The sequence below is a fragment of the Streptomyces sp. NPDC091412 genome (assembly GCF_044756885.1).
In the GTDB taxonomy this organism is placed as follows: domain Bacteria; phylum Actinomycetota; class Actinomycetes; order Streptomycetales; family Streptomycetaceae; genus Streptomyces.
This window is the reverse complement of sequence record NZ_JBIVTV010000014.1, coordinates 108,685-130,287: the sequence shown is the minus strand read 5'-3', so window position 1 is coordinate 130,287 and position 21,603 is coordinate 108,685. Positions and strand designations below refer to the sequence as shown.

17 protein-coding genes, 1 pseudogene and 1 riboswitch are annotated in these 21,603 nt (G+C 71.9%); of the genes and pseudogenes, 8 read left to right on the top strand and 10 right to left on the bottom strand.

The window, feature by feature from the left end; all coding sequences use genetic code 11:
• Positions 1-21 precede the first annotated feature (21 nt).
• Both ACIQMV_RS28330 and ACIQMV_RS28325 read left to right on the top strand, forming a co-directional pair.
• Entirely contained in the window at positions 22-1,005 is a 984-nt protein-coding gene (locus tag ACIQMV_RS28330) for an aldo/keto reductase (protein ID WP_401774314.1), read from the top strand.
• Positions 1,006-1,100: 95 nt separating this feature from the next.
• Complete coding sequence (locus ACIQMV_RS28325) at positions 1,101-1,598, top strand: DUF6328 family protein (protein WP_402596200.1); 498 nt, start codon at positions 1,101-1,103, stop codon at positions 1,596-1,598.
• Between the two features lie 53 nt (positions 1,599-1,651).
• Here ACIQMV_RS28325 and ACIQMV_RS28320 read toward each other — a convergent pair whose 3' ends face one another.
• From ACIQMV_RS28320 to ACIQMV_RS28305, 4 genes are all read right to left on the bottom strand, one after another.
• Positions 1,652-2,077: an SsgA family sporulation/cell division regulator gene (locus tag ACIQMV_RS28320; RefSeq protein WP_141364414.1), complete on the bottom strand. Its 426-nt coding sequence runs from the start codon at positions 2,075-2,077 to the stop codon at positions 1,652-1,654.
• A 123-nt stretch (positions 2,078-2,200) separates the two neighbouring features.
• The gene (locus ACIQMV_RS28315) at positions 2,201-3,160 is read right to left on the bottom strand and encodes a threonine/serine dehydratase (protein ID WP_141364416.1); all 960 of its coding nucleotides are present in this window, start codon (positions 3,158-3,160) and stop codon (positions 2,201-2,203) included.
• A 115-nt stretch (positions 3,161-3,275) separates the two neighbouring features.
• Complete coding sequence (locus ACIQMV_RS28310; RefSeq protein WP_402596199.1) at positions 3,276-3,953, bottom strand: AIM24 family protein; 678 nt, start codon at positions 3,951-3,953, stop codon at positions 3,276-3,278.
• Between the two features lie 38 nt (positions 3,954-3,991).
• The gene (locus ACIQMV_RS28305) at positions 3,992-5,224 is read right to left on the bottom strand and encodes a serine hydrolase domain-containing protein (RefSeq protein WP_402596198.1); all 1,233 of its coding nucleotides are present in this window, start codon (positions 5,222-5,224) and stop codon (positions 3,992-3,994) included.
• A gap of 312 nt (positions 5,225-5,536) precedes the next feature.
• Here ACIQMV_RS28305 and ACIQMV_RS28300 point away from each other — a divergent pair.
• A pseudogene (locus ACIQMV_RS28300) lies at positions 5,537-7,334 on the top strand (M4 family metallopeptidase).
• 73 nt (positions 7,335-7,407) lie between these two features.
• Here the strand turns inward: ACIQMV_RS28300 and ACIQMV_RS28295 are convergent.
• Genes ACIQMV_RS28295 through ACIQMV_RS28285 form a run of 3 tightly spaced genes read right to left on the bottom strand, consistent with a single transcriptional unit; the run spans position 7,408 to position 10,930 of the window.
• Positions 7,408-7,758: a UBP-type zinc finger domain-containing protein gene (locus ACIQMV_RS28295; RefSeq protein ID WP_141364424.1), complete on the bottom strand. Its 351-nt coding sequence runs from the start codon at positions 7,756-7,758 to the stop codon at positions 7,408-7,410.
• Positions 7,755-9,242 carry an ATP-binding protein gene (locus tag ACIQMV_RS28290; RefSeq protein WP_388484059.1) on the bottom strand — a complete coding sequence of 496 codons (1,488 nt, stop codon included), beginning with the start codon at positions 9,240-9,242 and terminating at the stop codon, positions 7,755-7,757. The genes ACIQMV_RS28295 and ACIQMV_RS28290 overlap by 4 nt, the downstream gene beginning before the upstream one ends.
• An 11-nt stretch (positions 9,243-9,253) precedes the next feature.
• On the bottom strand, positions 9,254-10,930 hold the full coding sequence (locus ACIQMV_RS28285) for an FAD-dependent oxidoreductase (protein ID WP_401774306.1): 1,677 nt from the start codon (positions 10,928-10,930) through the stop codon (positions 9,254-9,256).
• Positions 10,931-11,130: 200 nt separating this feature from the next.
• Here ACIQMV_RS28285 and ACIQMV_RS28280 point away from each other — a divergent pair, with 200 nt between their 5' ends.
• On the top strand, positions 11,131-12,003 hold the full coding sequence (locus ACIQMV_RS28280) for a universal stress protein (RefSeq protein WP_141364430.1): 873 nt from the start codon (positions 11,131-11,133) through the stop codon (positions 12,001-12,003).
• Between the two features lies 1 nt (position 12,004).
• Here the strand turns inward: ACIQMV_RS28280 and ACIQMV_RS28275 are convergent, their stop codons facing one another.
• From ACIQMV_RS28275 to mgtA, 3 genes are all read right to left on the bottom strand, one after another.
• Complete coding sequence (locus tag ACIQMV_RS28275; RefSeq protein WP_402596197.1) at positions 12,005-13,264, bottom strand: DUF4032 domain-containing protein; 1,260 nt, start codon at positions 13,262-13,264, stop codon at positions 12,005-12,007.
• A gap of 10 nt (positions 13,265-13,274) precedes the next feature.
• On the bottom strand, positions 13,275-14,021 hold the full coding sequence (locus ACIQMV_RS28270) for an MBL fold metallo-hydrolase (RefSeq protein WP_402596196.1): 747 nt from the start codon (positions 14,019-14,021) through the stop codon (positions 13,275-13,277).
• A 99-nt stretch (positions 14,022-14,120) separates the two neighbouring features.
• A complete protein-coding gene (gene mgtA / locus ACIQMV_RS28265) occupies positions 14,121-16,838 on the bottom strand; it encodes a magnesium-translocating P-type ATPase (RefSeq protein ID WP_402596195.1) in 2,718 nt (905 codons plus the stop codon).
• 415 nt (positions 16,839-17,253) lie between these two features.
• Positions 17,254-17,426, bottom strand: a riboswitch (M-box (ykoK) riboswitch).
• Between the two features lie 243 nt (positions 17,427-17,669).
• Between mgtA and ACIQMV_RS28260 the strand changes: the two genes are divergently transcribed.
• From ACIQMV_RS28260 to ACIQMV_RS28245, 4 genes are all read left to right on the top strand, one after another.
• On the top strand, positions 17,670-18,221 hold the full coding sequence (locus tag ACIQMV_RS28260) for a hypothetical protein (protein ID WP_402596194.1): 552 nt from the start codon (positions 17,670-17,672) through the stop codon (positions 18,219-18,221).
• A gap of 64 nt (positions 18,222-18,285) precedes the next feature.
• Positions 18,286-19,731 (top strand): LCP family protein, encoded by a 1,446-nt coding sequence (locus ACIQMV_RS28255; RefSeq protein WP_402596193.1) that lies wholly within the window; start codon positions 18,286-18,288, stop codon positions 19,729-19,731.
• Between the two features lie 159 nt (positions 19,732-19,890).
• Positions 19,891-21,258, top strand: a complete 1,368-nt coding sequence (locus ACIQMV_RS28250; protein WP_402596192.1) for a hypothetical protein — start codon at positions 19,891-19,893, stop codon at positions 21,256-21,258.
• Positions 21,259-21,317: 59 nt separating this feature from the next.
• Positions 21,318-21,584, top strand: coding sequence for a hypothetical protein (locus ACIQMV_RS28245; protein ID WP_402596191.1), 267 nt, complete (start codon positions 21,318-21,320; stop codon positions 21,582-21,584).
• Positions 21,585-21,603 lie beyond the last annotated feature (19 nt).

Sequence of the window (21,603 nt, the reverse complement as noted above, 5' to 3'; positions counted from 1 at the left end):
GGCTGATGACAGACTGTCGCCATGGACGAACGTGAATTCGGCAGGTCGCACCAGCACGCGTCGGTCGTCGGGCTCGGCACCTGGCAACTGGGCGCCGACTGGGGCGACGTGGACGACAAGGAAGCCGTCTCCGTACTGGAGGCGGCCGCCGAGTCGGGGGTGACCTTCTTCGACACGGCCGACGTCTACGGCGACGGGCGCAGCGAGTCGGCCATCGCCACCTTCCTCGGCAGCCGGCCGGACCACCACGTGTTGCTCGCCACCAAGATGGGCCGGCGCGTCGAGCAGGTCCCGGAGAACTACGTCCTGGACAACTTCCGCGCCTGGAACGACCGTTCGCGGCGCAACCTGGGCGTCGACCGCATCGACCTGGTGCAGCTGCACTGCCCGCCCACCCCCGTGTACTCCAGCGACGCGGTGTTCGACGCGCTGGACACCCTGGTGGAGGAGGAGCGGATCGCCGCCTACGGCGTCAGCGTGGAGACCTGCGCCGAGGCGCTGACGGCGATCGCCCGGCCGAACGTGGCGAGCGTGCAGATCATCCTCAACCCGTTCCGCATGAAACCGCTGCGCGAGGTGCTGCCCGCGGCGCGGGAGGCGGGCGTCGGCATCATCGCCCGGGTCCCGCTCGCCTCCGGGCTGCTGTCGGGCAAGTACACCAAGGACACCGTCTTCGCCGCCGACGACCACCGCACCTTCAACCGGCACGGCGAGGCCTTCGACCAGGGCGAGACCTTCTCCGGCGTCGACTTCGCCACGGGCGTGGAGGCCGCGGCCGAGTTCGCCGCGCTCGCCCCCGAGGGGTGGACCCCGGCCCAGCTCGCGCTGCGCTGGATCATCCAGCAGCCCGGCGTCACCACGGTCATCCCGGGCGCCCGCTCGCCGGAACAGGCACGCGCGAACGCCGCCGCCGCGAAGCTGCCCCCGCTGGGCGAGGAGACCCTCACGGCGATCCGGGACCTTTACGAGCGCCGGATCAAGGACCAGGTGGAGGCCCGCTGGTAGCGGCGGGTCGGGGACCGCTCGCCGGGGAACCCGCATGACACAGGGGCGGGCCCGGGACGCGGGCCGGCTCCGGGGGCCGGAAGCCGGGAGGCGGAATGGCGGTGACGGGAGACAGCGACGCGGGGCGCTGGGGGCGCCACGAGACCGAGGAGGAGCGGGCCGACCGCAGATGGGCGGAGCTCATCCAGGAGGTGCGGGTGGCCCAGACGGGTGTGCAGATCCTCTTCGGCTTCCTGCTCACCGTCGTGTTCCAGCCGAAGTACGACCACCTGAGCCACACCGACCAGGTGATCTACGTCGTCACCGTCGTCCTCGGTGCCGCGACGACCGGCGCGCTCACCGGCCCGGTGTCCCTGCACCGGCTGGTCTCCGGGCGCCGGGTCAAGCCCCAGGCCGTGGCCTGGGCCTCACGGCTGACCTTCGTCGGTCTCCTCCTGCTGCTCGCCACCATGACCTCCTCCCTGCTGCTGATCCTCAGGGTGGCGACGCACGGCGGGTTCGTGTCCTGGCTGGTCGCCGCGGTGGTGGCCTGGTACCTGCTGTGCTGGTTCGCGCTGCCCCTGTGGACCCGGCGCCGCCACACCACCCGGTGAGGCACTGTGCCAGGGCCGGCGAGCCCGGCATGATCCAAACGAGCGGCCCTGGCTCAGCTCCCCGCGAGCACCTCCGCGAGGAAGTCGTCGACACCGGCCTCCTCCTCGCCCGGCGCCACCACGGCATGGGTCTCCCGCAGGAAGGCCGCGACGGCGGACGCCCACAAGAACACCGCCGCGTGCTGCCGGCCCCCGTCGGCGTGGGCGTCGCCGTAGAACTCCATGCACAGCTCCTCCGACGGGCCGTCCGCGACGGGACGGAAGCGGACGTCGCCGACGCCGACCGGCTTCGTCAGCCCCTCGCCGAGCATGCCCCGGTCCACCCTCCACCGGGCCAGCACCCGCCCGTCGTGGGCGAAGACGACCGTGACGGCGAACGGGTCGTCGGCGTCGTACTCCAAGTGCGCCAGCACGGGGAAGCGCTCCGTGCCGTGCGCCTGCAACTGCACCACCAGACTCTTGTGCACCAACGCGTTCACGAATTCGGCCCTCCGAGGACGACATCGGGACGTAGACCCCTCTGGTACCCCTGATCCGCGGGAGATGCCCGGCCGTCCGACCGGATCTCCCCGTGCCGCGACGGCCGGGACCGGGGGCGCGTGTCAGCGCAGTCCGAACCGGTCCGCCCAGGACATGACGTCGGCGACCGCCGCGTTGCCGCCGCACACCACCAGGCCGAGCCGGACGTCCGGGCCCATCCGCTCCCGGACGTGCCGGGCGGCCGGCAGCAGGCAGCCCGCCGCGGGCTCGGCCCAGACCTTGGCGTGCTCGGCGAGGTCGAGGCAGCCTCGCACGGCCTCCCGGTCGGGCACCACGAGCACCTCGTGGACGAGGGCGCGGACATGGTCGTACGTCAGCTGCGACACCGCCGGGGCGCTCAGCGTCGTCACGATCGAGGAGAGGGCGACCGGCACCGGGCCACCGGACGCCAGCGCCTCGGACATGGCCTGGGCGCCCTCGGTCTCCACGCCCCAGATCCGCACCCCGGGCCGCAGCGTGCGCAGCGCCGCGGCGACGCCCGCGATCAGCCCGCCGCCACCGATGCTGACGAGCACGTCGGTCAGCTCGCCGGCGTCCGCGGCCAGTTCGAGGCCGACGGTGCCCTGGCCGGCGACCACCACCGCGTCGTCGAAGGGATGGACCAGGGTGAGCCCCTCGTCCCGCAGCCGTGCGGCCGTGGCGAACGCCTCGTCCATGCCGTCGGTCAGCCGTACCGACGCCCCGGCCTCCTCCGCGATCGCGACGGACCGGGCGGGCGCCGAGCGCGGCATGACGACGGTGGCCTTCACATGCAGCGCGGCGGCCATCACCGCGAGCGCGATCCCGTGGTTGCCGCCGCTGACCGCGACCACGCCCGCGGCCCGCTCCGCCTCGTCGAGCGACAGCAGTCGCGCCGTCGCGCCGCGCGCCTTGAAGGAGCCCGTGCGCTGCAACAGCTCCAGCTTCGCGGTCACCGGGGCGCCGAGCAGCGCGGACAGGCCGGGACTCGGCACGGTCGGGGTGCGCACGACGTGTCCGGCGATCCGCTCGGCCGCGGTTTCGATCTCCGAGATGCCGATCAAGGCAGTCCACCTTTCCGGCGCGGGTGGTGATCCGCGCCGACCCGACCCTCACCTGTCGGGGGCACGCAGGTCAACAGGTCTCGCCGGATCCCGGCCCGCGAGAAGGACCGCTCCCTCAGTGCTGCTGCGGCCGGTGCGGCGTCGCCTCGCTCGGCCGGACGACGACGACCCCCTCGCCCTCCAGCATCAGCTGCACCGCCTCGCCCGACCCGCCGCGCAGCATCGAGCCGAACGACTGCGAGCGGTGCAGCGACGTCCGGAGGCGGGCGGTCCAGCCGACGACCGCGTCCGTGTCGACGTACACCGGCTGCCGCGGCGTGACCGGTATGACCAGCGGACTGCCCTCGCACACCAGGCCCAGGAGCCCCTGCCCGGTGAACACGCTGTTGAACAGCCCGCCGCCCGCTACGCCCGAGCCCTTGACCGTCCTGATCTGGTACGACAGCGTCGCGTCGAAGCACAGTACGTTGCGGCCGTTGACGGTGAACTCGTCACCCGGGTCGACCTCGACGACGAAGCAGTTCTGGGCCTCCTGCGCGAACCAGGCCTCGCCCTGCCCGCGCACCGCCATCAGCGGCAGCCCCTCCCCGGTGACCGCGCGCTTGAGCATGCCGCCGACGCCCTGGCCCTTGCGCTCGAACCGCAGATCGCCGCGGTAGGCCACCATCGAGCCCTGGCGGGCGAACATCTCGCCGTCCACCGTGTACTTGACGCACTTGGAGTTCTCGACGGACATGCCCGGCGCGGTCGCGGGGCCCACCACGTACTCACTGGAAAACAGGTCACCCTTCATGCGGGCATCCTGGCCCGGAGTCGCCCGTTCCGCCAAGGTCACTGGGCGAGGTCGTTCTCCAGGGCCGTACCGGGCAGTTGGGCAGTGCCGAGCACCTTCGTCCGCTTGCCGCAGAACGCCGACTCCAGTGTGCGCAGCATCGTCAGGTGCACCGCGCCGTTGTTGGAGGTGTTGGCGAGCGCGGCCAGGCTGCGTCGGCCGTCCTTGCTCGTGAACGCGTAGGTGTAGTAGCCCTGCACGGCGCCGGTGTGCCCGTACACCGACACCCCGCACGACAGGTCGCGGCGGCGCAGCCCGAGCCCGTACGCCTGGGCGGTGCCCGCCGGGATCCACCGCTCCATCTGGTCCAGTTGCGCGGGGGGCAGCAGCCGACCGCCCAGCAGAGCCGAGAAGAACGTGTTGAGGTCGCGGGTGCTGGAGATGAGCGCGCCCGCGCTCTGCGCCCAGGACATCGTCTGCTCGGTGGCGTCGACCAGGGGCGACCCGGCCTCGTCGGGGGTGAGATAGCCGTGCGCGTACCGGCCGGGGATCTTCATGGCGGGGTGGACGTAGAAGGTGTCGCTGAGCTTCAGCGGCTTGATGATGCGGTTCTCGTACGCGGTGCGCACCGAGTGGCCGGTCAGCTTCTCGATGAGCAGGCCGGCGACGACGAAGTTGGTGTTGGAGTAGGCGTAGGCGGTGCCGGGCGCGTGCGTGAGCGGGTGCTTCAGGGACAGGGTGAGCAACTGGCGGTAGGTGAACACCCTGGTGCGCACGGCCTCGAAGCCGGACACGGTCCTGGCGAACATCTCGTCGCTGTAGTCGTACAGACCGCTGCGGTGGCCGAGTACCTGCCGCACCGTGATCCGGTCGTCGGGCAGCAGTCCCGGCAGGTAGTGGTTGACCGGGTCGTCGAGCTTCACCCGGCCCTCGGCGGCCAGTTGCAGCAGCACGACCGCGGAGAAGGTCTTGGTGACGCTGCCGATGCGGAACCGGTCGGCCGTGTTGATCCAGTCCCCGGTCCTGCGGTCGGCGACTCCCTCCGTGGCCTTGTGGACCGTGGGGTGGTCGTCGTAGGACAGGCGGTGGTCGTCGATCCGCGCCATGGCGCCGGGCGCGCCCTGCTTCAGTGCCGTGCGCAGGAGGGTGCCCAGCGCCGCCGTGTCCGGCGCGGGCAGCGCGTCCGGTGCCGCCGTCCCGGGCCGGTGGCCCGCCGCGTGCGCCGGTCCCGCCAGCAGGGCCAGCACCAGTGATCCGAGTACCGCACCGCTGCACACCGTTCGTGAGGCCATACGTTTCCTCTCCCGTCTCCGCCCGCGCGGTGATCCGTGCGAGATCGATCACATTCCGGCAGCGCAACCTTCTCCCATCGAGTCACATCTCCACGGACGACACACAGTTGGTCGTTCGCCGATCACTGAGTGGGATGGATTGGCAAAGGATTGTCCTGTATCGCACGGAATGGATCATTCGTGCTTTACATGCACATGATCGATCCATGAGAGTTCCCTCCCGGGGGCCCGACCAGCTCCCATGGCGCACCGGCGTCATCCCCGGGCGGCCGGCGATCCGGGCCTCCGCCACGAACGAAGGAACTCCCGAGAGTGCACAGACCCCATATACGCACCGTGGCGCTCGCCGTCGCGGTGGCGACGGCCGTCACGGGCCTGGCCGGCCCGGCGCTGGCCGCCCCTGCCGGGGGGGCAGGACCACACCGTGTCGTCCGCCGGCACATCCACCGACTCGGTGGTGGCCGCCGCCGGCGCCGCGGCCTTCGCGCACGCGTCCGCGACCGGCGTCACCCAGGGGGACGAACTGCGGGCCCGGGACGTGCTGCTCGACCCCGAGGGCGCGCGCCACGTCCGGTTCATACGCACCCACCGGGGACTGCCGGTCCTCGGCGGCGACCTCGTCGTCCACCTCGACCGGCAACTGAGGTACACCGGCGTCACCCGGGCCGCCGGTCACACCGTCCGGCCCGCCGTCACCCGGGTCGCGCTGACCCCGGGACAGGCGGCGGTCAGGGCCGCCTCGGCCGCCCACGGAGAGGCGGGCACCACGCGGCTCGTCGTGGACGCCCGCGGCGGCGCCTCCGCCCTCGCCTACGAGGTGCGGGTCACGGCCCCCGCGACCACCGGGAGCGGCGGTTCCCGGACCGTCGTCGTCGACGCCGTCACCGGCGAGGTGCGCAGCGACATGCCCGACCGGGACGGGTTCCTCTCGCCCCGGCTGGTCGAGACCCTGCGCAGGCATGGCGAGACGCTCGACCCGGCCACCGGCAACACCCCGCGGCCCGCCGCCCTCGCCGCGACGCGGTCGGCCACGGCCGCCGGCTATCCGCGGACCGCGACGGGCACCGGCTCCTCCCTGTTCGTGGGCAAGGTCTCCCTGACCACCACCCAGACGGCGAGCAAGAGCTTCCTGCTGAAGGACCCCAGCCGGTACGGCACGGAGACCCGGGACGCCAAGAACCAGCCGCTGGAGAACTTCGCGCGGGGTGCGAAGTTCACCAGCACCACCGACACGTGGGGCAACGGCGCCGTCTCCAGCCGCGCCAGCGCCGCCGTGGACGCGCAGTACGGGATCACCAGGACCCTGGACTTCTACAAGAAGTCCTTCGGGCGCAAGGGCATCAAGAACAACGGCAAGGGCGCCCAGGCCATGGTCCACTTCGGCAACAAGGTCGCGAACGCGTTCTGGGACCCGGCGTGCACCTGCATGCTGTACGGCGACGGCGACGGCGGGATGTTCAAGAAGCCGCTCGTCGCCCTCGACGTCACCGGCCACGAACTCACCCACGGGGTCGTCGACGCCACCGCCGGACTCGAACCCACCTTCGTGGACTCCGCCGGCAACCAGTACGGCGAGCCGGGGTCGCTGAACGAGTCACTGGCCGACATCTTCGGCTCCGGTGTCGAGTTCCACGCCGACAACCCCAAGAACCCGCCGAACTACCTGATCGGCGAGAAGCTGGGCCTGGCGCAGAAGTTCCTGCGCCGGCTCGACCGGCCGTCCCTGGACAGGCTCGAGGGCGCGATCGACTACTGGTCGCCCGAGGTGTACTTCACCGAGGTGCACGCCGGTTCCGGTGTCTCCTCGCACGCGTACTACCTGCTCGCCGAGGGCAGCGGCAGCAAGAGGATCGGCGCCGTCACCTACAACTCGCCGACCTACGACGGACTGCCGGTCAAGGGCATCGGCCGTACCAAGGCCGCGGCCGTGTTCTACCGGGCGCTCACCCGCTACATGGTGTCCACGACCGACTTCCACGACGCGCGCGTCGCGACGCTGAAGGCGGCCAGGGACCTCTACGGCGCGACCGGCACCGAGTACAAGGCGGTCGACCGGGCCTGGGCCGCGGTCAACGTCACCGCCGCCAACACCCCGGCCGCCGGCCGCTGACAGACCGTCCGAACACGGTGACCCGGATGCCCCGCCGCGGCAGGGCATCCGCATGTACGGCAGGGGGCGCGGCTCAGCGCAGCGTGTCCGCCCAGTCCGCCGGGACGCGTCCCTCCGGGCCCGGGGCCGGCTGGTTCGCCGGGTGGCTCTCGGGCGGCGCGAGTGCGGGTCCGGACTCGTAGAACTCGTTCGTGTCGTAGTTCCAGAACCAGCCCTCGCCCGGCTCGTAGCTGCGGATCACCGGGTGCCCGGTGGCCCGGTGATGGGCGGTGGCGTGCTTGCCGGGGGAGTCGTCGCAGCAGCCGATGTGGCCGCAGCGGGCGCAGCGCCGCAGATGGAACCACCAGCCGCCGGCCGCGTCGCACTCGGCACAGCCGGAGCCGCTGGGCGGCACGCTCGGGTCGATTCCGGTGTCACGGGTCATGTCGGCTCCTCGGATGTCGGGCGGTCCTCGGCGGTGAGCGGCGATCCGGCCGCCGTCGGTCCGTCGCCTTCACCGGCGGTCAGTGGCAGCAGCACCTGGAACCGGGTGTCGCCGGGCACCGACTCCACGTGGATGGCACCGTGGTGCTTGTTGGCGACGATCCGCCAGGAGATGTCGAGACCGAGTCCGGTGCCCTGGCCGACCGGCTTGGTGGTGAAGAACGGGTCGAAGATGCGGTCCCGGATCTCCGGCGGCACCCCCGGCCCGGTGTCCCGGAACTCGACCAGCAGCCGGTCGTCGTGGAGCGCGGTCCGCACGGTCAGGGTGCCCTCGCCGCCCGCGCCGTTCATGGCGCACACCGCGTTGTCGATCAGATTGGTCCACACCTGGTTGAGTTCGGCCGGGTAGGCGGGGATCCGCGGCAGCGTACGGTCGTACTCCTTGACGACCTCGATACGCGGACCGATCTTGCCCGACAGCATCAGCAGGGTGCTGTCGAGGAGTTCGTGCACATCGGCGACCTGGTAGGGGGCACGGTCCAGCTGGGAGTACTGCTTGGCGGCGTCCACGAGACGGGAGATCCGGGTGGTGGAGTCCCCGATCTCGTCCATCAGCAGCTCCGTCTCCACCGTGTAGTTGAGCCACCCCACGGCACCCGGCAGGATCTCCTCGTCGACGGCCGCCGCGACCTGCTCCAGCCAGTCGACGTCAAGGCCCGCCTGCACGAACGTGGGCGCCAGTTGCGGGCCCTGGTCGATGCCGTGGTCCTCCAGCCAGTCGGTGAGCGCGTCCTCGCGGTCGGCGGCCTGGAGCGGGCTGAGATCCGGGGCCTTGGCGACCCGCTCGGCCGTACGCTCCTGGATCTCCATGAGGCTGGTCAACTGGTCCCGGGTGAAGGGTCCTTCGGCGATCACGGCGAGCTTGCGCCGCATCTTGGCCACCCGCTCCCGCAGCGTGGCGGTGGCCCGAACGGCCGCCGCCGCGGGGTTGTTGAGCTCATGGGTCAGTCCGGCGGACAGTGAGCCGAGCGCGAGCAGCCGCTCACGCTGCCCGACGGCCGCCTGGGTGCTCTTGGACCCGAAGAACAGCCCCTCCAGCAGGTGCACCGCCATTGGGAACCATTCCCGCATGATGTCCGCGAACGCGTCGGCAGGCAGCACGAAGAACCGCGTCGGCTCCGTGACCCGCATCGAGTTGATGTAGACCTGCCGCAGCCGGTCCCCGAGGTACGCCTGCATGGCGCCCGAGTACACCCCGCGCTGCGAGGTCCGGGTGACCTCCACGTCGTCGCCGCCGACCCGGCGGGAGAGCACCACCGTGCCCTCGATCATCACGTAGAAGCAGGTGGCCGGCTCGCCCTCGGTGTACACCGGGCCGGGCTCGAACATCTCCACCCGCCCCTCGGCGCACAGCCGGCCCAGCTGCTCGGGCCGGAGCTTCTCGAACAGGAACAGCGAGCCGATCTCACCGGCGCCGCACGGCATCCTCCTGCCGCTCACGACTGCTCCAGGTAACGGTGGACGAGCAACACGGCCATGGCTCCCTCTCCGACGGCGGACGCGACCCGCTTGGCGGACTCCGCCCGCGCGTCACCGGCGACGAACACGCCGGGCACATTGGTCTCCAGGTGGTACGGCGGCCGGTCCAGCTCCCACCCCGGGGGCGGCCGGCCGTCGGCGGTGAGGTCGGGCCCGGACAGGATGAACCCGCGCCCGTCCCGCAGCACCGTGTCGTCCAGCCAGTCGGTCCGCGGCGCCGCGCCGATGAAGACGAACATCCACTGCGTGTCGACGAGTTCGGTCTCCCCGGTGGCCGTGTCGCGCAGGGCCAGCTTCTCCAGATGGCCCGAGCCGTGCGCGGCGTCCACGACGGTGCCCGTGCGCACCGTGATGTTGGAGGCCTCTTCGATCTGCTGGATCAGGTAGTACGACATCGACGCCGCCAGCGACGCCCCGCGCACCAGCAGGGTCACCGACTTCGCGCCCCGCGACAGGTACATCGCGGCCTGCCCCGCGGAGTTGGCGCCGCCGACGATGTAGACGTCCTGCCCCTGGCAGGCGGGCGCCTCGGTCAGCGCCGAACCGTAGAACACCCCGCACCCGGTCAGCTCCTCCACGCCGGGCGCCGGAAGCTGCCGGTAGGACACGCCCGTCGCCAGGATCACGCTGTGCGCGGCGACCGCCGAACCGTCGGAGAACCGCACGGTCCGCGCCGCGCCGCAGATCTCCAGGCCGGTCACCTCGCGCGCGGTCAGGATCTCCGCGCCGAACCTCGTCGCCTGCCGTCGGGCCCGGTCGGTGAGCTGGGCGCCGGAGACGCCGTCCGGGAACCCGAGGTAGTTCTCGATCCGGGAGCTCTGCCCCGCCTGCCCGCCGGTCGCCGAGCGCTCCACGAGCACCGTCCGCAGCCCCTCGGAGGCCCCGTAGACGGCCGCGCCGAGCCCGGCCGGGCCGCCGCCGACCACCACCAGGTCGTAGAAGTCGGCCGCCGGTGTCGTCGCGAGCCCCACGTGGGCCGCGAGCTCGGCCGGCTCCGGTTCGAGCAGCGGGGTGCCGTCCGGGGTGACCACCAGCGGCAGCCGCTGACCGTCCTGCCCGGCCGCGGTCAGCAGCCGCCTGCCCTCCGGTTCGTCCGAGGAGTACCAGCGATACGGCACCTGGTTGCGGGCCAGGAACTCCCGCACCTGGGAGGACCGCGCCGACCAGCGGTGCCCGACCACCTTCGTGCTCGGCACCGGCCGGTAGTCGCCGGCCCGCCAGACCTGGAGCAGGTCGTCCAGGACCGGGTACAGCTTCTCCTCGGGCGGGTCCCAGGGCTTCAGGAGGTAGTGGTCGAGGTCGACGACGTTGATCGCGTCGATCGCCGCGTCGGTGTCCGCGTACGCGGTCAGCAGCACCCGCCGGGCGCCCGGGTGGATGTCCAGGGCGCGTTCGAGGAACTCGATGCCGTTCATCCGCGGCATGCGGAAGTCGGCCAGGATGACGGCGACGGGGTCGCCGCGCAGCTTCAGCTCACTCAGCGCGTCCAGCGCGGACTCGCCGGACTCCGCGCGCACGATCCGGTACGACCCGCCGTAGCGCCGCCTGAGGTCCCGGGCGACGGCGCGGGAGACCCCCGGATCGTCGTCCACGGTCATGATGACGGTCCGCGCCTGCTCCACGGCCTGTGTCATGCGGCTGTCACCCCGCGTGCTCGGATCGGCTGCCCGGTGCGCCCCCGTCGTCACCGCGCCGGTTTCTGCCCATCGTATGTGCGGCCGTCCCGCTTCGCCCGGGTACGCCGGAGGCGGCATCCACGGCCGCCCGCTTCGGTGATCGGCCGGTAGGGGAGACTGGCACCGACGACGGCACACCACACAGGGAGGCACACGGCATGACGCGCCCGATCACGGCAGGGGTGGACGGATCGGAGGAGAGCCTCGCCGCACTGGCGTGGGCCGCTCGGGAGGCAGAGCGCCGCGGGCTGCCGCTGCGCGTGGTGCGGGCCTGGCGCCACGAGGTGCACGACGCCTTCGACGTGGGCGACCGGGACACCCAGCGCCAGTGGGTGCGCGAGTCGGTCAGCGGGGCCGTCCGGACCGTCACCGAGCGCCACCCGGGCCTGACCGTGACCGCCGACGCCGTGGAGGACGACGCCGTGCCGGCCCTGCTCGGCGCCGCTGCGGAGTCGGAGGCGCTGGTGCTCGGCTCGCGCGGACGCGGCGCACTCGTCGGGTTCCTGGTCGGCTCCGTCGGACAGCAGGTGATTGCCGGGACCGAACGGCCCGTCGTCCTGGTGCGCGCCGGGGACCGGCCCTCCGTCGAGGCCGCGGGCCGGGAGGTCGTCGTGGGCCAGCAGGGTGCCCCCGAGGACAGCGCCGCGGCCCTGGCCTTCGCGTTCGGGACCGCCGCCGCGCGCGGCGCCGGGGTGCGGGCGGTACGCGCCTGGACGCTGCCGCCGGTGTTCGCCTACAGCCCAGGCTCGCTCAAGCTGCTCGACGAGGCCGGCGGCCTGGAACCGTACGAGCGGAAGGCGCTGTCCGCGGCGCTCCAGCCGTGGCGGGAGCGCTTCCCGGACGTCCCCGTCGTCGAGCACGTGGAGATGGGCAGCGCGGGCCAGGTGCTGCTGGCCGCGGCCGAGCACGCCCAGCTGCTGGTCGTGGGGCGCCGGGCGCGCCGTACGGCGGTGGGCGCGCGGATCGGCTCCGTCGCGAGCGGGATGCTGCACCACGCCGGCTGCCCGGTGGCCGTCGTCCCGCACCCGTGAGTCACCCGGGCGTCGCGTCCGGCGCCCGGCGTGCCCCGGGCAGGACGTTCCTGACGTAGTCCTGCACCGCGGTGTCGAGGCCGATGTCGTGCTGCGCCCGCTCGGACAGGTACCAGCGGTGCTCCAGCAGCTCGTGGTACAGCTCGGCCGGGTCCATGGTGCCGCGCAGCTCGCCCGGCACCGCCCGCACGGTGGGGCGGAACACCTCCCGCACCCAGCGGTGCGCCAGTACCTCCGGGCGGGCGGCGAGCGCATGCCCGCCGCCCGGCCCGGGCCGGGTGCCGCCCGGCGCGTAGTCGTCCTGGGTGGCCATCCAGCTCTCCAGGTCGGTCAGCAGCCGCCGCGCCTGGTTCTCCTCGGTGTCCAGGCCGGTCAGGCGCAGCAACTGCCGCTGGTGGTGGCCGGCGTCGACGACCTTGGGCACGAAGGTGACCGTGTCGCCGGTGGCGGAACTCTCGATCTGCATCTCGGCCACGTCGAAGCCGAGGTCGTTGAGCCGCCTGATCCGGCGCTCGATGTAGTGGTACTTGCCCGCCGGGTAGACCGAGGTGCGGGTCAGCTCCTGCCACAGGCCGCGGTAGCGGGCGCAGATCTCGGTGCCGAACTCGACCGGGTCCACCGAGGGGTGCAGCGCCCCGGAGGCCTCCAGGTCCAGCAGCTCGCCGCTGATGTTGACGCGGGCCAGGTCGAGGTCGTACTCCCGCTGTCCGGGGCTCAGCCGCCGGTGCAGCTCGCCGGTCTCGGCGTCCACCAGGTAGGCGGCGTACGCGCCGGCGTCGCGCCGGAACAGCGTGTTGGACAGCGAGCAGTCGCCCCAGGCGAACCCGGCCAGGTGCAGCCGCACCAGCAGGACGGCCAGGGCGTCCATCAGGCGGTGCATCGTGGCCGGGCGCAGGGTGGTCTCGAACATCGAGCGGTACGGCATCGACCCGCCCAGGTGCCGGGTGATCAGCACCGGCTCCAGCGGCTCGCCCGCGCGGTCGGTGCGGCCGGTGACCACGGCCAGCGCGTCCACCGCGGGGATGCCGAGCCGGTCCAGGTCGCGCAGCAGCTCGTACTCGCGCAGCGCCGGGCGTTCGGCGAGTTCCTTGACGGCGACCACCTCGTCGCCGGCGCGGGCGTAGCGCACCACGTGCCGGGAGATGCCGCGCGGCAGTGGCACGAGGTACTCCTCGGGCCACTCCTCCAGTGGGGTCCGCCACGGCAGTTCGAGCAGGAGCGCGGGGTGCTCCGGGTTGGTGGCACTGATCTGCAAGCCCATGGCACGAACCCTAGAGGGCGCGCTCCCGCGCCTGCAGTGCCGCCTGCGGCACCGGACCGCGGAGCAGGGGGCCGTGCCCGGGCAGCAGCAGGTCTCCATCGAGGCGTTCGAGTCTGTCCAACGAGGCCAGCGCCTGGGCGCGTTGGTGGTGGAACATGTCGGGCAGCAGTTGCGGGCCGGCCAGGCGTGAGGTGGGGTGGCCGCTCACCAGGGCGTCGCCGGAGACCAGCACGCCGGTGTCGGGGACGTGGAACGCGGTGTGGCCCTGGGTGTGGCCGGGTGTGTGCACGGGCACGGGCCGCCCCGGCAGGTCCAGCGGCCCGGCGGCCGGGAACGGCTCGGGCGCGGCGACCGGGACGTGCGCGGTGCCGCCGAGGCGCAGCGCGTGCACCGCCCAGGGCAGCACACCGGGCCGCCAGCCGTTGCGCAGCACCTGCCCGACGGTCACCTGGTGCAGGAACTCCCGCCGTGCGTGCGGCAGTTCGGCCCCGTGCAGATACACCGGGGTGCCGTGGGCGCGGCGCAGGTACTCGGCGTTGCCCAGGTGGTCGTTGTGCGCGTGGGTGATCAGCACGGCCGCCACCGCCTGGGGCGAACTTCCCACCGCCGTCAGCGAGTCGAGCAGCCGCTGCCGGTCGCCGGGGTAGCCGGTGTCGATCAGTGTGGCGGCGTCGCCCTCGGTCAGGATCACCCAGTTCGTGTTGCTGCCGTGCACCAGATAGGTGCCGTCGGCGACCTGCTGGACGTCCGCGCGCATCGTTCTCCTCGCTCCAGGGTGACTGCCCGACGGGGGACAGCCAACCAGATGGGTCCGGGGGCAGTGCAAGCGCGGACGCCCACAGTGTCGGTGGGCCGGTCACAGCCAGCTGTCGAACCGCCGGATGAACCAGGTCTTCACCAGCTGGGTGAGGACGCAGTATGCCAGCAATGTGCCGATCAGCCACGGGAAGTAGCTCACGGGCAGCGGCTGCAGACCGAGGGACGCACCGAGCGGGGTGAAGGGCAGCGCGACTCCGAAGGCCATCACGGCCGCCGTCATGACCATCACCGGCACGGACGCCCTGGACTGGATGAACGGGATCTTGCGGGTGCGGATCATATGCACGATCAGGGTCTGGGAGAGCAGGCCCTCGATGAACCAGCCCGACTGGAAGAGACTCTGGCTGCCGGTGGTGTTGGCGGCGAAGACGTGCCACATCAGCAGGAAGGTCGTGATGTCGAAGATCGAGCTGATCGGTCCGATGAACACCATGAAGCGGCCGATCCCGCGCGCGTCCCAGTTCCGCGGCTTGCGCAGGTACTCGGGGTCCATGCGGTCCCAGGGGGTGGCGAGCTGTGAGATGTCGTAGGACAGGTTCTGCACCAGCAGGTGCAGCGGCAGCATCGGCTGGAACGGGATGAAGGCGCTGGCGACCAGGACCGAGAAGACGTTGCCGAAGTTCGAGCTGGCCGTCATCTTGATGTACTTGATGGTGTTGCCGAACGTCTGCCGACCCTGCAGCACTCCCTGTTCGAGGACGGTGAAATCCTTCTCCAGCAGGATGATGTCGGCCGACTCCTTGGCTATGTCGACGGCGGTGTCGACGGAGATGCCGACGTCCGCGTCGCGCAGCGCGGCCGCGTCGTTGATGCCGTCGCCGAGGAAGCCGACGGTGTGGCCGTCGCGCCGCAGAGCGCGTACGATACGCGCCTTCTGCACCGGGTTGACCTTGGCGAAGACCGTGGTGCGGGCGGCGAGTTCGGTCAGCCGGCCGTCGTCGAGGCCGTCGATGACGGCTCCGGTGACGACCTCGCCCACGTCGATGCCGACGTCGGCGCAGACCCGGGCGGCGACCAGTTCGTTGTCGCCGGTGACGACTTTGACGGTGATGCCCTTGTCGGCGAGCGCGCGCAGCGCCCGGGCAGCGTCGCCCTTGGGCGGGTCGAGGAAGGCGAGGAAGCCGGCAAGGGTGAGCTGGTCCTCGTCGGCCACGGTGCAGGTGTCGCGGGTGGCGGGCAGGGAGCGGGTGGCCACGGCCAGGACGCGCAGGCCCCGCCGGTTGTGGTCCTGGGCGATGCGGGTGACCTGACGGCGAAGCTCCCCGGTCAGTTCGACCCGCCGTCCGCGATCGAGTACGTGGGTGCACAGTGCGAGGACCTCCTCGACCGCGCCCTTGGTGATCAGGGTGTGCTCGGCGGCGCTGTCCGCGCCGTCGTCGTACGTCGTGCGGCTCAGGACCACGGACATGCGGCGGCGGGCGAAGTCGAACGGGATCTCGTCGACCAGGGTGAAGCGGGCGTCGACGACGATCTCCTCGGCCTCGGCGACGCGGTCGAGGACCGCCTGGTCCATCAGGTTGCGCAGGCCGGTCTGGAAGTGGCTGTTGAGGTAGGCGTACTGCAGCACCTCGTCGTCGTCATGGTCGTGCGCGTCCAGGTAGCGGTCCAGGACGATACGGTCCTCGGTGAGCGTGCCGGTCTTGTCGGTGCACAGCACGTCCATCGCGCCGAAGTCCTGGATCGCGTTGAGCCGCTTGACCACGACCTTGCGCCTGGACAGGGCCACCGCGCCCCGCGCCAGGTTCGCGGAGACGACCATGGGCAGCATCTCCGGGGTGAGTCCGACCGCCACCGCGATGCCGAACAGGAACGCCTGGCCCCAGTCCCCCTTGGTGAGGCCGTTCACCGCGAACACCACCGGGACCATGACGAGCATGAACTTGATCAGCAGGTAGCTGACCCTGCGTACGCCGGTGTCGAAGTTCGTCTGCGGGCGCGCGCCCGCCAGGGAGCCGGCCATGGACCCGAAATAGGTGCCGGATCCGGTGGCCACCACGACACCGGTGGCGGTTCCGGAGGTCACGGAGGTGCCCATCAGGCAGAGGTTGTCGGCCTCGACGGGATCGTCGGTCTCCTGCTGACCGAGGTCCCGGGTGCGGGTGTCGGCCTTGTGTACCGGCAGGGACTCGCCGGACAGGGCGGCTTGACCGACCGTCAGGGCCTTGGCGCTCAGCAGCCGGAGGTCGGCGGGCACCAGATCTCCGGCGGCGAGCTCGATCAGGTCGCCTCCGACGACTTGCTCCATGGGCACATCGAGGGCGGAGGGAGCCGAGCCGCCCGCCGGGTACCGGCGCACCCTGGTCGTCGTGGTCACCAGCGCCTTGAGCGCGGCGGCCGCCTTGGCGGACCGGTACTCCTGCCAGAACCGGAGCAGCCCGCTGAGCAGCACCATCGTCGACAGGATCAGGACGCCCGGGTCGGCCGGATCCTGCCAGTACATCACGGCGGCCAGGAAGAGCAGTACGGCGATGAACGGGTTCCCGTACGCCTTGAGCAACTGGATGTACCACCCCGGCGTGCGCTCGTGAGCGACGACGTTGGCGCCGTCCCGCTCCAACCGGGCCGCCGCCTCGGCACAGGTCAGGCCCGGCCCGGGGCTGTCGGCGTCCCGCAGCACCTGCGCGGCGGGTGTGCGGCTGATCTCCGCCAGCCGCCTGCCTGCCGCACGGGTGCGGGCCTCCAGTTCCGCGGTCCGGCGCTCGCGGCGGCTGCGGCCGGGCGGGGCCAGGCGCTCCGGGGTCAACGTGTTGGTCATCGAAGTACCTCCCTCCGCGCACGACGGCAGGCGTGAGCACACGGCTGGGCCGGCCGCGGCGCGGAGCGGTTCAGGAAGACACCGGGGCGGCGGGAGCGCCGCCCCTGGGTCCAGAAGTGATGGGCAGTCGGGATCGGGAAGGCCGGGGAGGACGCCGCCGCGACGCGAGTGCGCCCCGAAGTGCGCGGGTGTCCGTGCGGCGACCGCGGGCGAGGCTCAGCCGTGGCTCACAGGGCCGCGCGTGCGCGGTGCGCGGGCGGGCGCGGGTCGGTCAACGCCGCCGGAACGAGGCGGCCGTCGAGACGGTGCGACTGTGACTCGGACCATTGCTGTCGCGGTCCATGTCTCTCGCCTCCTTCCGGCCGGGGCGCGCGCTGCGCCGTACGACTCGGCAAGGAGCGACCGGGCGGATCCCGGCTCACCCCAACTCGTCAGAGCTTTGGCACTCCACGGCGTGATCCCCTTCGCGGGGAAGCCACTTGGGGTCACCCCTTGGGCCGGGGAGACCTGTCCTGATCCGGAGCGTCTCTCGACGGGTGGGATCAGTGGCCTGTGTCCGTGAAGACGCCTCACCGAACGAGGTGCCTGCTGCCTTCGAACGTCCCACATGGTAGCCCACTACTTGCGTATGAACGCAACTAGGTGTTCGAAGTGGTCCGAAAAATGCCTGCATTTGACACAATTGAAGGGTGTCGCGATCCCTTGAAAATTGCTCACTTGCGTGATCGTGCAACTGTTGGCGGCACTTCTTCGTCTCACGGATGGCAGGGCGGCGATGTCGAGGGCGACCGGGACCCGTCGCCGCATTCCAGGATCAGCGAAAGCGGACGTATGCGTGATCAGCAGGAACGGACCGTCGGTGGCGTCGGTGGCGTCGGTGCGCAGGGGCGGGGCCGCTCGCCCGGGCAGGTGCGAGTGGTCTCGCAGCGCGGTGCCGGGGAGCGCGCGCACTCCCGGGGCGCGTCGCGCAGGCGGCGTCCGCAGCGAGGAACAGGTGGCGCGTCCCAGGCCGGCGGGCCCGGGATCGGCATCGCCGCCGCGGCGCTGGCAGGCCCTGCGCTGCTGGGGGCGGCAGTGGATGCGGTCGCCGGTCACGGTCCCGGCTGGGGCGTGGTGTCCGGGGCGACGGCAGGCGCACTCCTCGCGGCTCTGCTGGCGGTCCGCGGTCGCGTCCTGGGGTGGGTGGCCCCGCTGCCGGTTCTGGCCGTGGCCGCTGTCACGGCCGGCTGGGCGCTGACATCCGGCGGTCCGCCTGCCACACGACTGGTGCGCTGGGCCGTGGAGGCGTTCCCGGCGATGGCCGCCGCGGAGTGTGCGGTGCTCGTCGTCGTGTCGGCGTCGGCCGTCCTCCGGTCCGGTGCGGGGAGGGCCCGTCGTGTCTGAGGCCATGGGGCGCCGTCGGCGCCGCGCCGCTGTCCGCGGTGGGCGACGGTCGCTGGGGATACGCATGCTGCGCGTGGTGGTGTGGACGGTGTCGTCGGCCCTGCTGCTGGGATGCGGAGCGACCTGGTACGCGTACCACACCCTGATCAGTGGCCTCACGACGTCCGACGCGCTGGACGCGGTGCGCAAGAAGGCGCCTCCGCGCCTGGACGACGCCGTGAACCTGCTGCTGATCGGTCTGGATTCGCGCAAGGACATGAACGGCAACGACCTGCCCCGGAAGTTCGTGCAGCGCGAACTGCACGCCGGGTCCAGCAGTATCGGCTACTACAACACCAACACCCTGATCCTCATGCACATTCCGGCCGGCGGCGGCAGGGTCCAGGCGTTCTCCATACCCCGCGACGACTACGTGCAGACCCTCAACGGCGACGGGTCCGTACAGGGCCACTACAAGATCAAGGAAGCGTACGCCAACGCCTACACCGGCGCGCACGACAGGTACGCCCGGCAGGGGGTCGAGGGCGCCGAGCTGGAGGCCAGGAGCCGTGAGGCCGGACGCGAGGCGACGCTGGCGACGGTGCAGGACTTCAGCGGCGTGCCCATCGACCACTTCGCCGAGGTCAACCTGCTGGGTTTCTACGACATCGCCAAGGTCCTGCAGCCCATCACGGTGTGCCTCAACCACCCGGTTCAGGACCGCTATTCGGGAGCGGACTTCCCGGCGGGCGTGCAGCGGCTGAACGCCCGGCAGGCCCTGGCCTTCGTGCGCCAGCGGCATGGCCTGGACGCCGGGGACCTGGACCGCACCCGCCGGCAGCAGGCATTCATCTCCAGCGTCACCCACCAGCTCAAGAGCCAGGGAGTGTGGAGCAGCCCGTCCAAGCTCCAGGGACTGTTCGACACGGTGAAGAAGGACATCGTCCTCGACACCTCCTGGAACGTCCTCGACTTCGCCCAGCAGGCCACCAACCTCACCGGCGGGAACGTCGTGTTCCACACCCTGCCCATCGAGGGCTTCGCGACCCGCAACGGCCAGGACGTCAACCTGGTCGACCCGGCGAAGATCAAGGCGATGGTGCGACAGGAGTTCGGTGAGACCCCGTCGCCGACCGCCGGCGCGGCGGGCACCGCCGCGGCAGCGCCCGCCACCGTCGACGTACGCAACGGAAACGGCGCCGAGGGCGAAGCCTCCGCCGCGCTGTCCTACCTGGCCGAGCTCGGATACACGGCCGGCACGACCGGCAACGTGGCCGCGCAACCCGCCACCACCGTCCTCTACGGACCCGGTGCGCAGCAGGCGGCGCAGCAGATCGCCGGCCACTTCAACGCCGCTGCCCCGGCTGCCGGTTCTGCCGTGCCGGCCGGACATGTCCTGGTCACCCTGGGCGAGAGCTACGCGCTGCCCAGCCGGCAGGCGCCGTCACCCGCCGCCACGGAGCCGAGCTCGTCGTCTCCCGCCGACTCGGGCCCCGCTGTGAAGGCGGGCGGGGTGCCGTGCGTCAACTGAGTCGCTGACGCTCGTGCCGAACTCCGCCCGGGCGCAGCGCCGTCTGGCATACTTCTTCTATTGCGCAAATGAACAAGTATTGGGGTTTGCTCGTTCCCTCCGTGCACCGACCTGGTTCCGGAGGCGGGGCGGTCACTCCCTCGCAAGGAGGTCTCAGCCATGCCTGTTTCGCCACGGTCTCGCTTCGCCCGGGTCCTCGCCGCAGTGGGCGTGACAGCTCTTGTGGGGCTCGCCCCGCCGGCTTTCGGTGCGCCGGCGGCCACGGACCCCGGCACGGGGGCCGTGGCGGAGGCCTTCAAGAAGGGGCCGGTGTACGTCGACCCGCGCGCCGCGGGGGAGTTGCCGAAGTCCGCGGCCGACAAGCTCGCGGCGAAGATCGAGGCCGCGGACAAGCCGGTCTTCGTCGCGGTGCTGCCCCGGTCCGCCGACTACCCGCAGGCGTCCCTGTTGCCCGACCTGCGCTCACTCACCGGCATCAGCGGGGTGTACGCCGTGCGCCTGGGCGAGTTGTTCAACGCCAAGGCGGACCATCAGGTGATGCCGCAGAGCGCCGTCGACAACCTCCGTGGAGCGGTGCAGCGTTCCTACGCCTCGGACACGGAGAGACAGCTGAACGTGTTCGTCGACCAGGCCGTCCGGCAGGCGCAGGGGCACGCCCCAGCGTCCTGGAAGGACAGCGACAAGGGCGGCTCCGGCAGCGGCGGGCTGATGGTCGGCGGCCTGCTCGCGGTCGGGGCGGCCGGGGGCGGATACGCGCTGTACCGGCGGGCGAGGAAGCGGCGGGAGGCCCAGCAGAGGGAGTTGGAGGCGTTGCGGGTGGTGGTGGACGAGGACATCACCGCCTTCGGCGAGGAACTGGACCGGCTGGCCTTCTCCCCGTCCGAGCCAGGGGCCACCGACGAGATGCGCAACGACTACTCCCACGCTCTCGACGCCTATGAGCTGGCCAAACGGCAGATGGCCGCCGCGGTCGAGCCGCAGGACGTGCAGCCGGTGACCGCCACGCTGGCCGACGGCCGCTTCGCCCTGGCCACCCTGGCCGCCCGCCGCGGTGGAACCCCCCTGCCCGAGCGTCGTGTGCCCTGCTTCTTCGACCCCCGTCACGGTCCCTCGGCCGACGATGTGAACTGGTGCCCGCCCGGCGGCGTGCCGCGGCTGGTCCCCGCCTGTGCGGAGGACGCCGCCCGCGTCACTCAGGGCGGGCAGCCGATGACGCGAATGGTCGACACCGGCCAGGGCGCCCAGCCTTACTGGAACGCCGGCCCGGCCTACGCGCCTTGGGCGGGCGGCTACTTCGGCGGCGCGGGCGCGGTGGTCGGCGGCCTGCTCGCCGGCACGCTGCTCGGCAGCCTGCTCAGCGCGCCGTCCGCCTTCGCCGGCTCCGGTGACGGCGTCGCGTCCGCGCCCGATCTGCCGGACGGCGGCGAGTTCTCCGGGGCGGACTTCAGAGCCTCCGACTTCGCGGGGGGATTCGACGGTGGTTTCGGGGCGGACGGCGGGGGTGACTTCGGCGGCGACTGGGGGTGATCACACGACCCCCTCGGGGGGACAGGCGGTCAATTGCCCAACAAGGGAGGGGGGGAGCCGTGCCGGACACGACCACGGCCGAGGGTCTGCTGGAAGAACTGGCCGGTGGATGTCCGCCGCCGCCGGAAGAGCAGGTGCGGAGCACCTACCGGCCGGTCGAGGTGTGTGACGGGGCCGGGTGGACGTGGCCGGGCACCGTCACCGGATGGTGGAGCAGCCCTGAGGGGGCCACCATGTGCCGGCTGAGGCTGTCGGGGTGCGCCTCTTCACGCTGGGTGGAATTCGACTCCGACCGGATCGCCTTGCTGGTCCAGGGCGGCACATGACGCCTTCCGCTCCGACCGG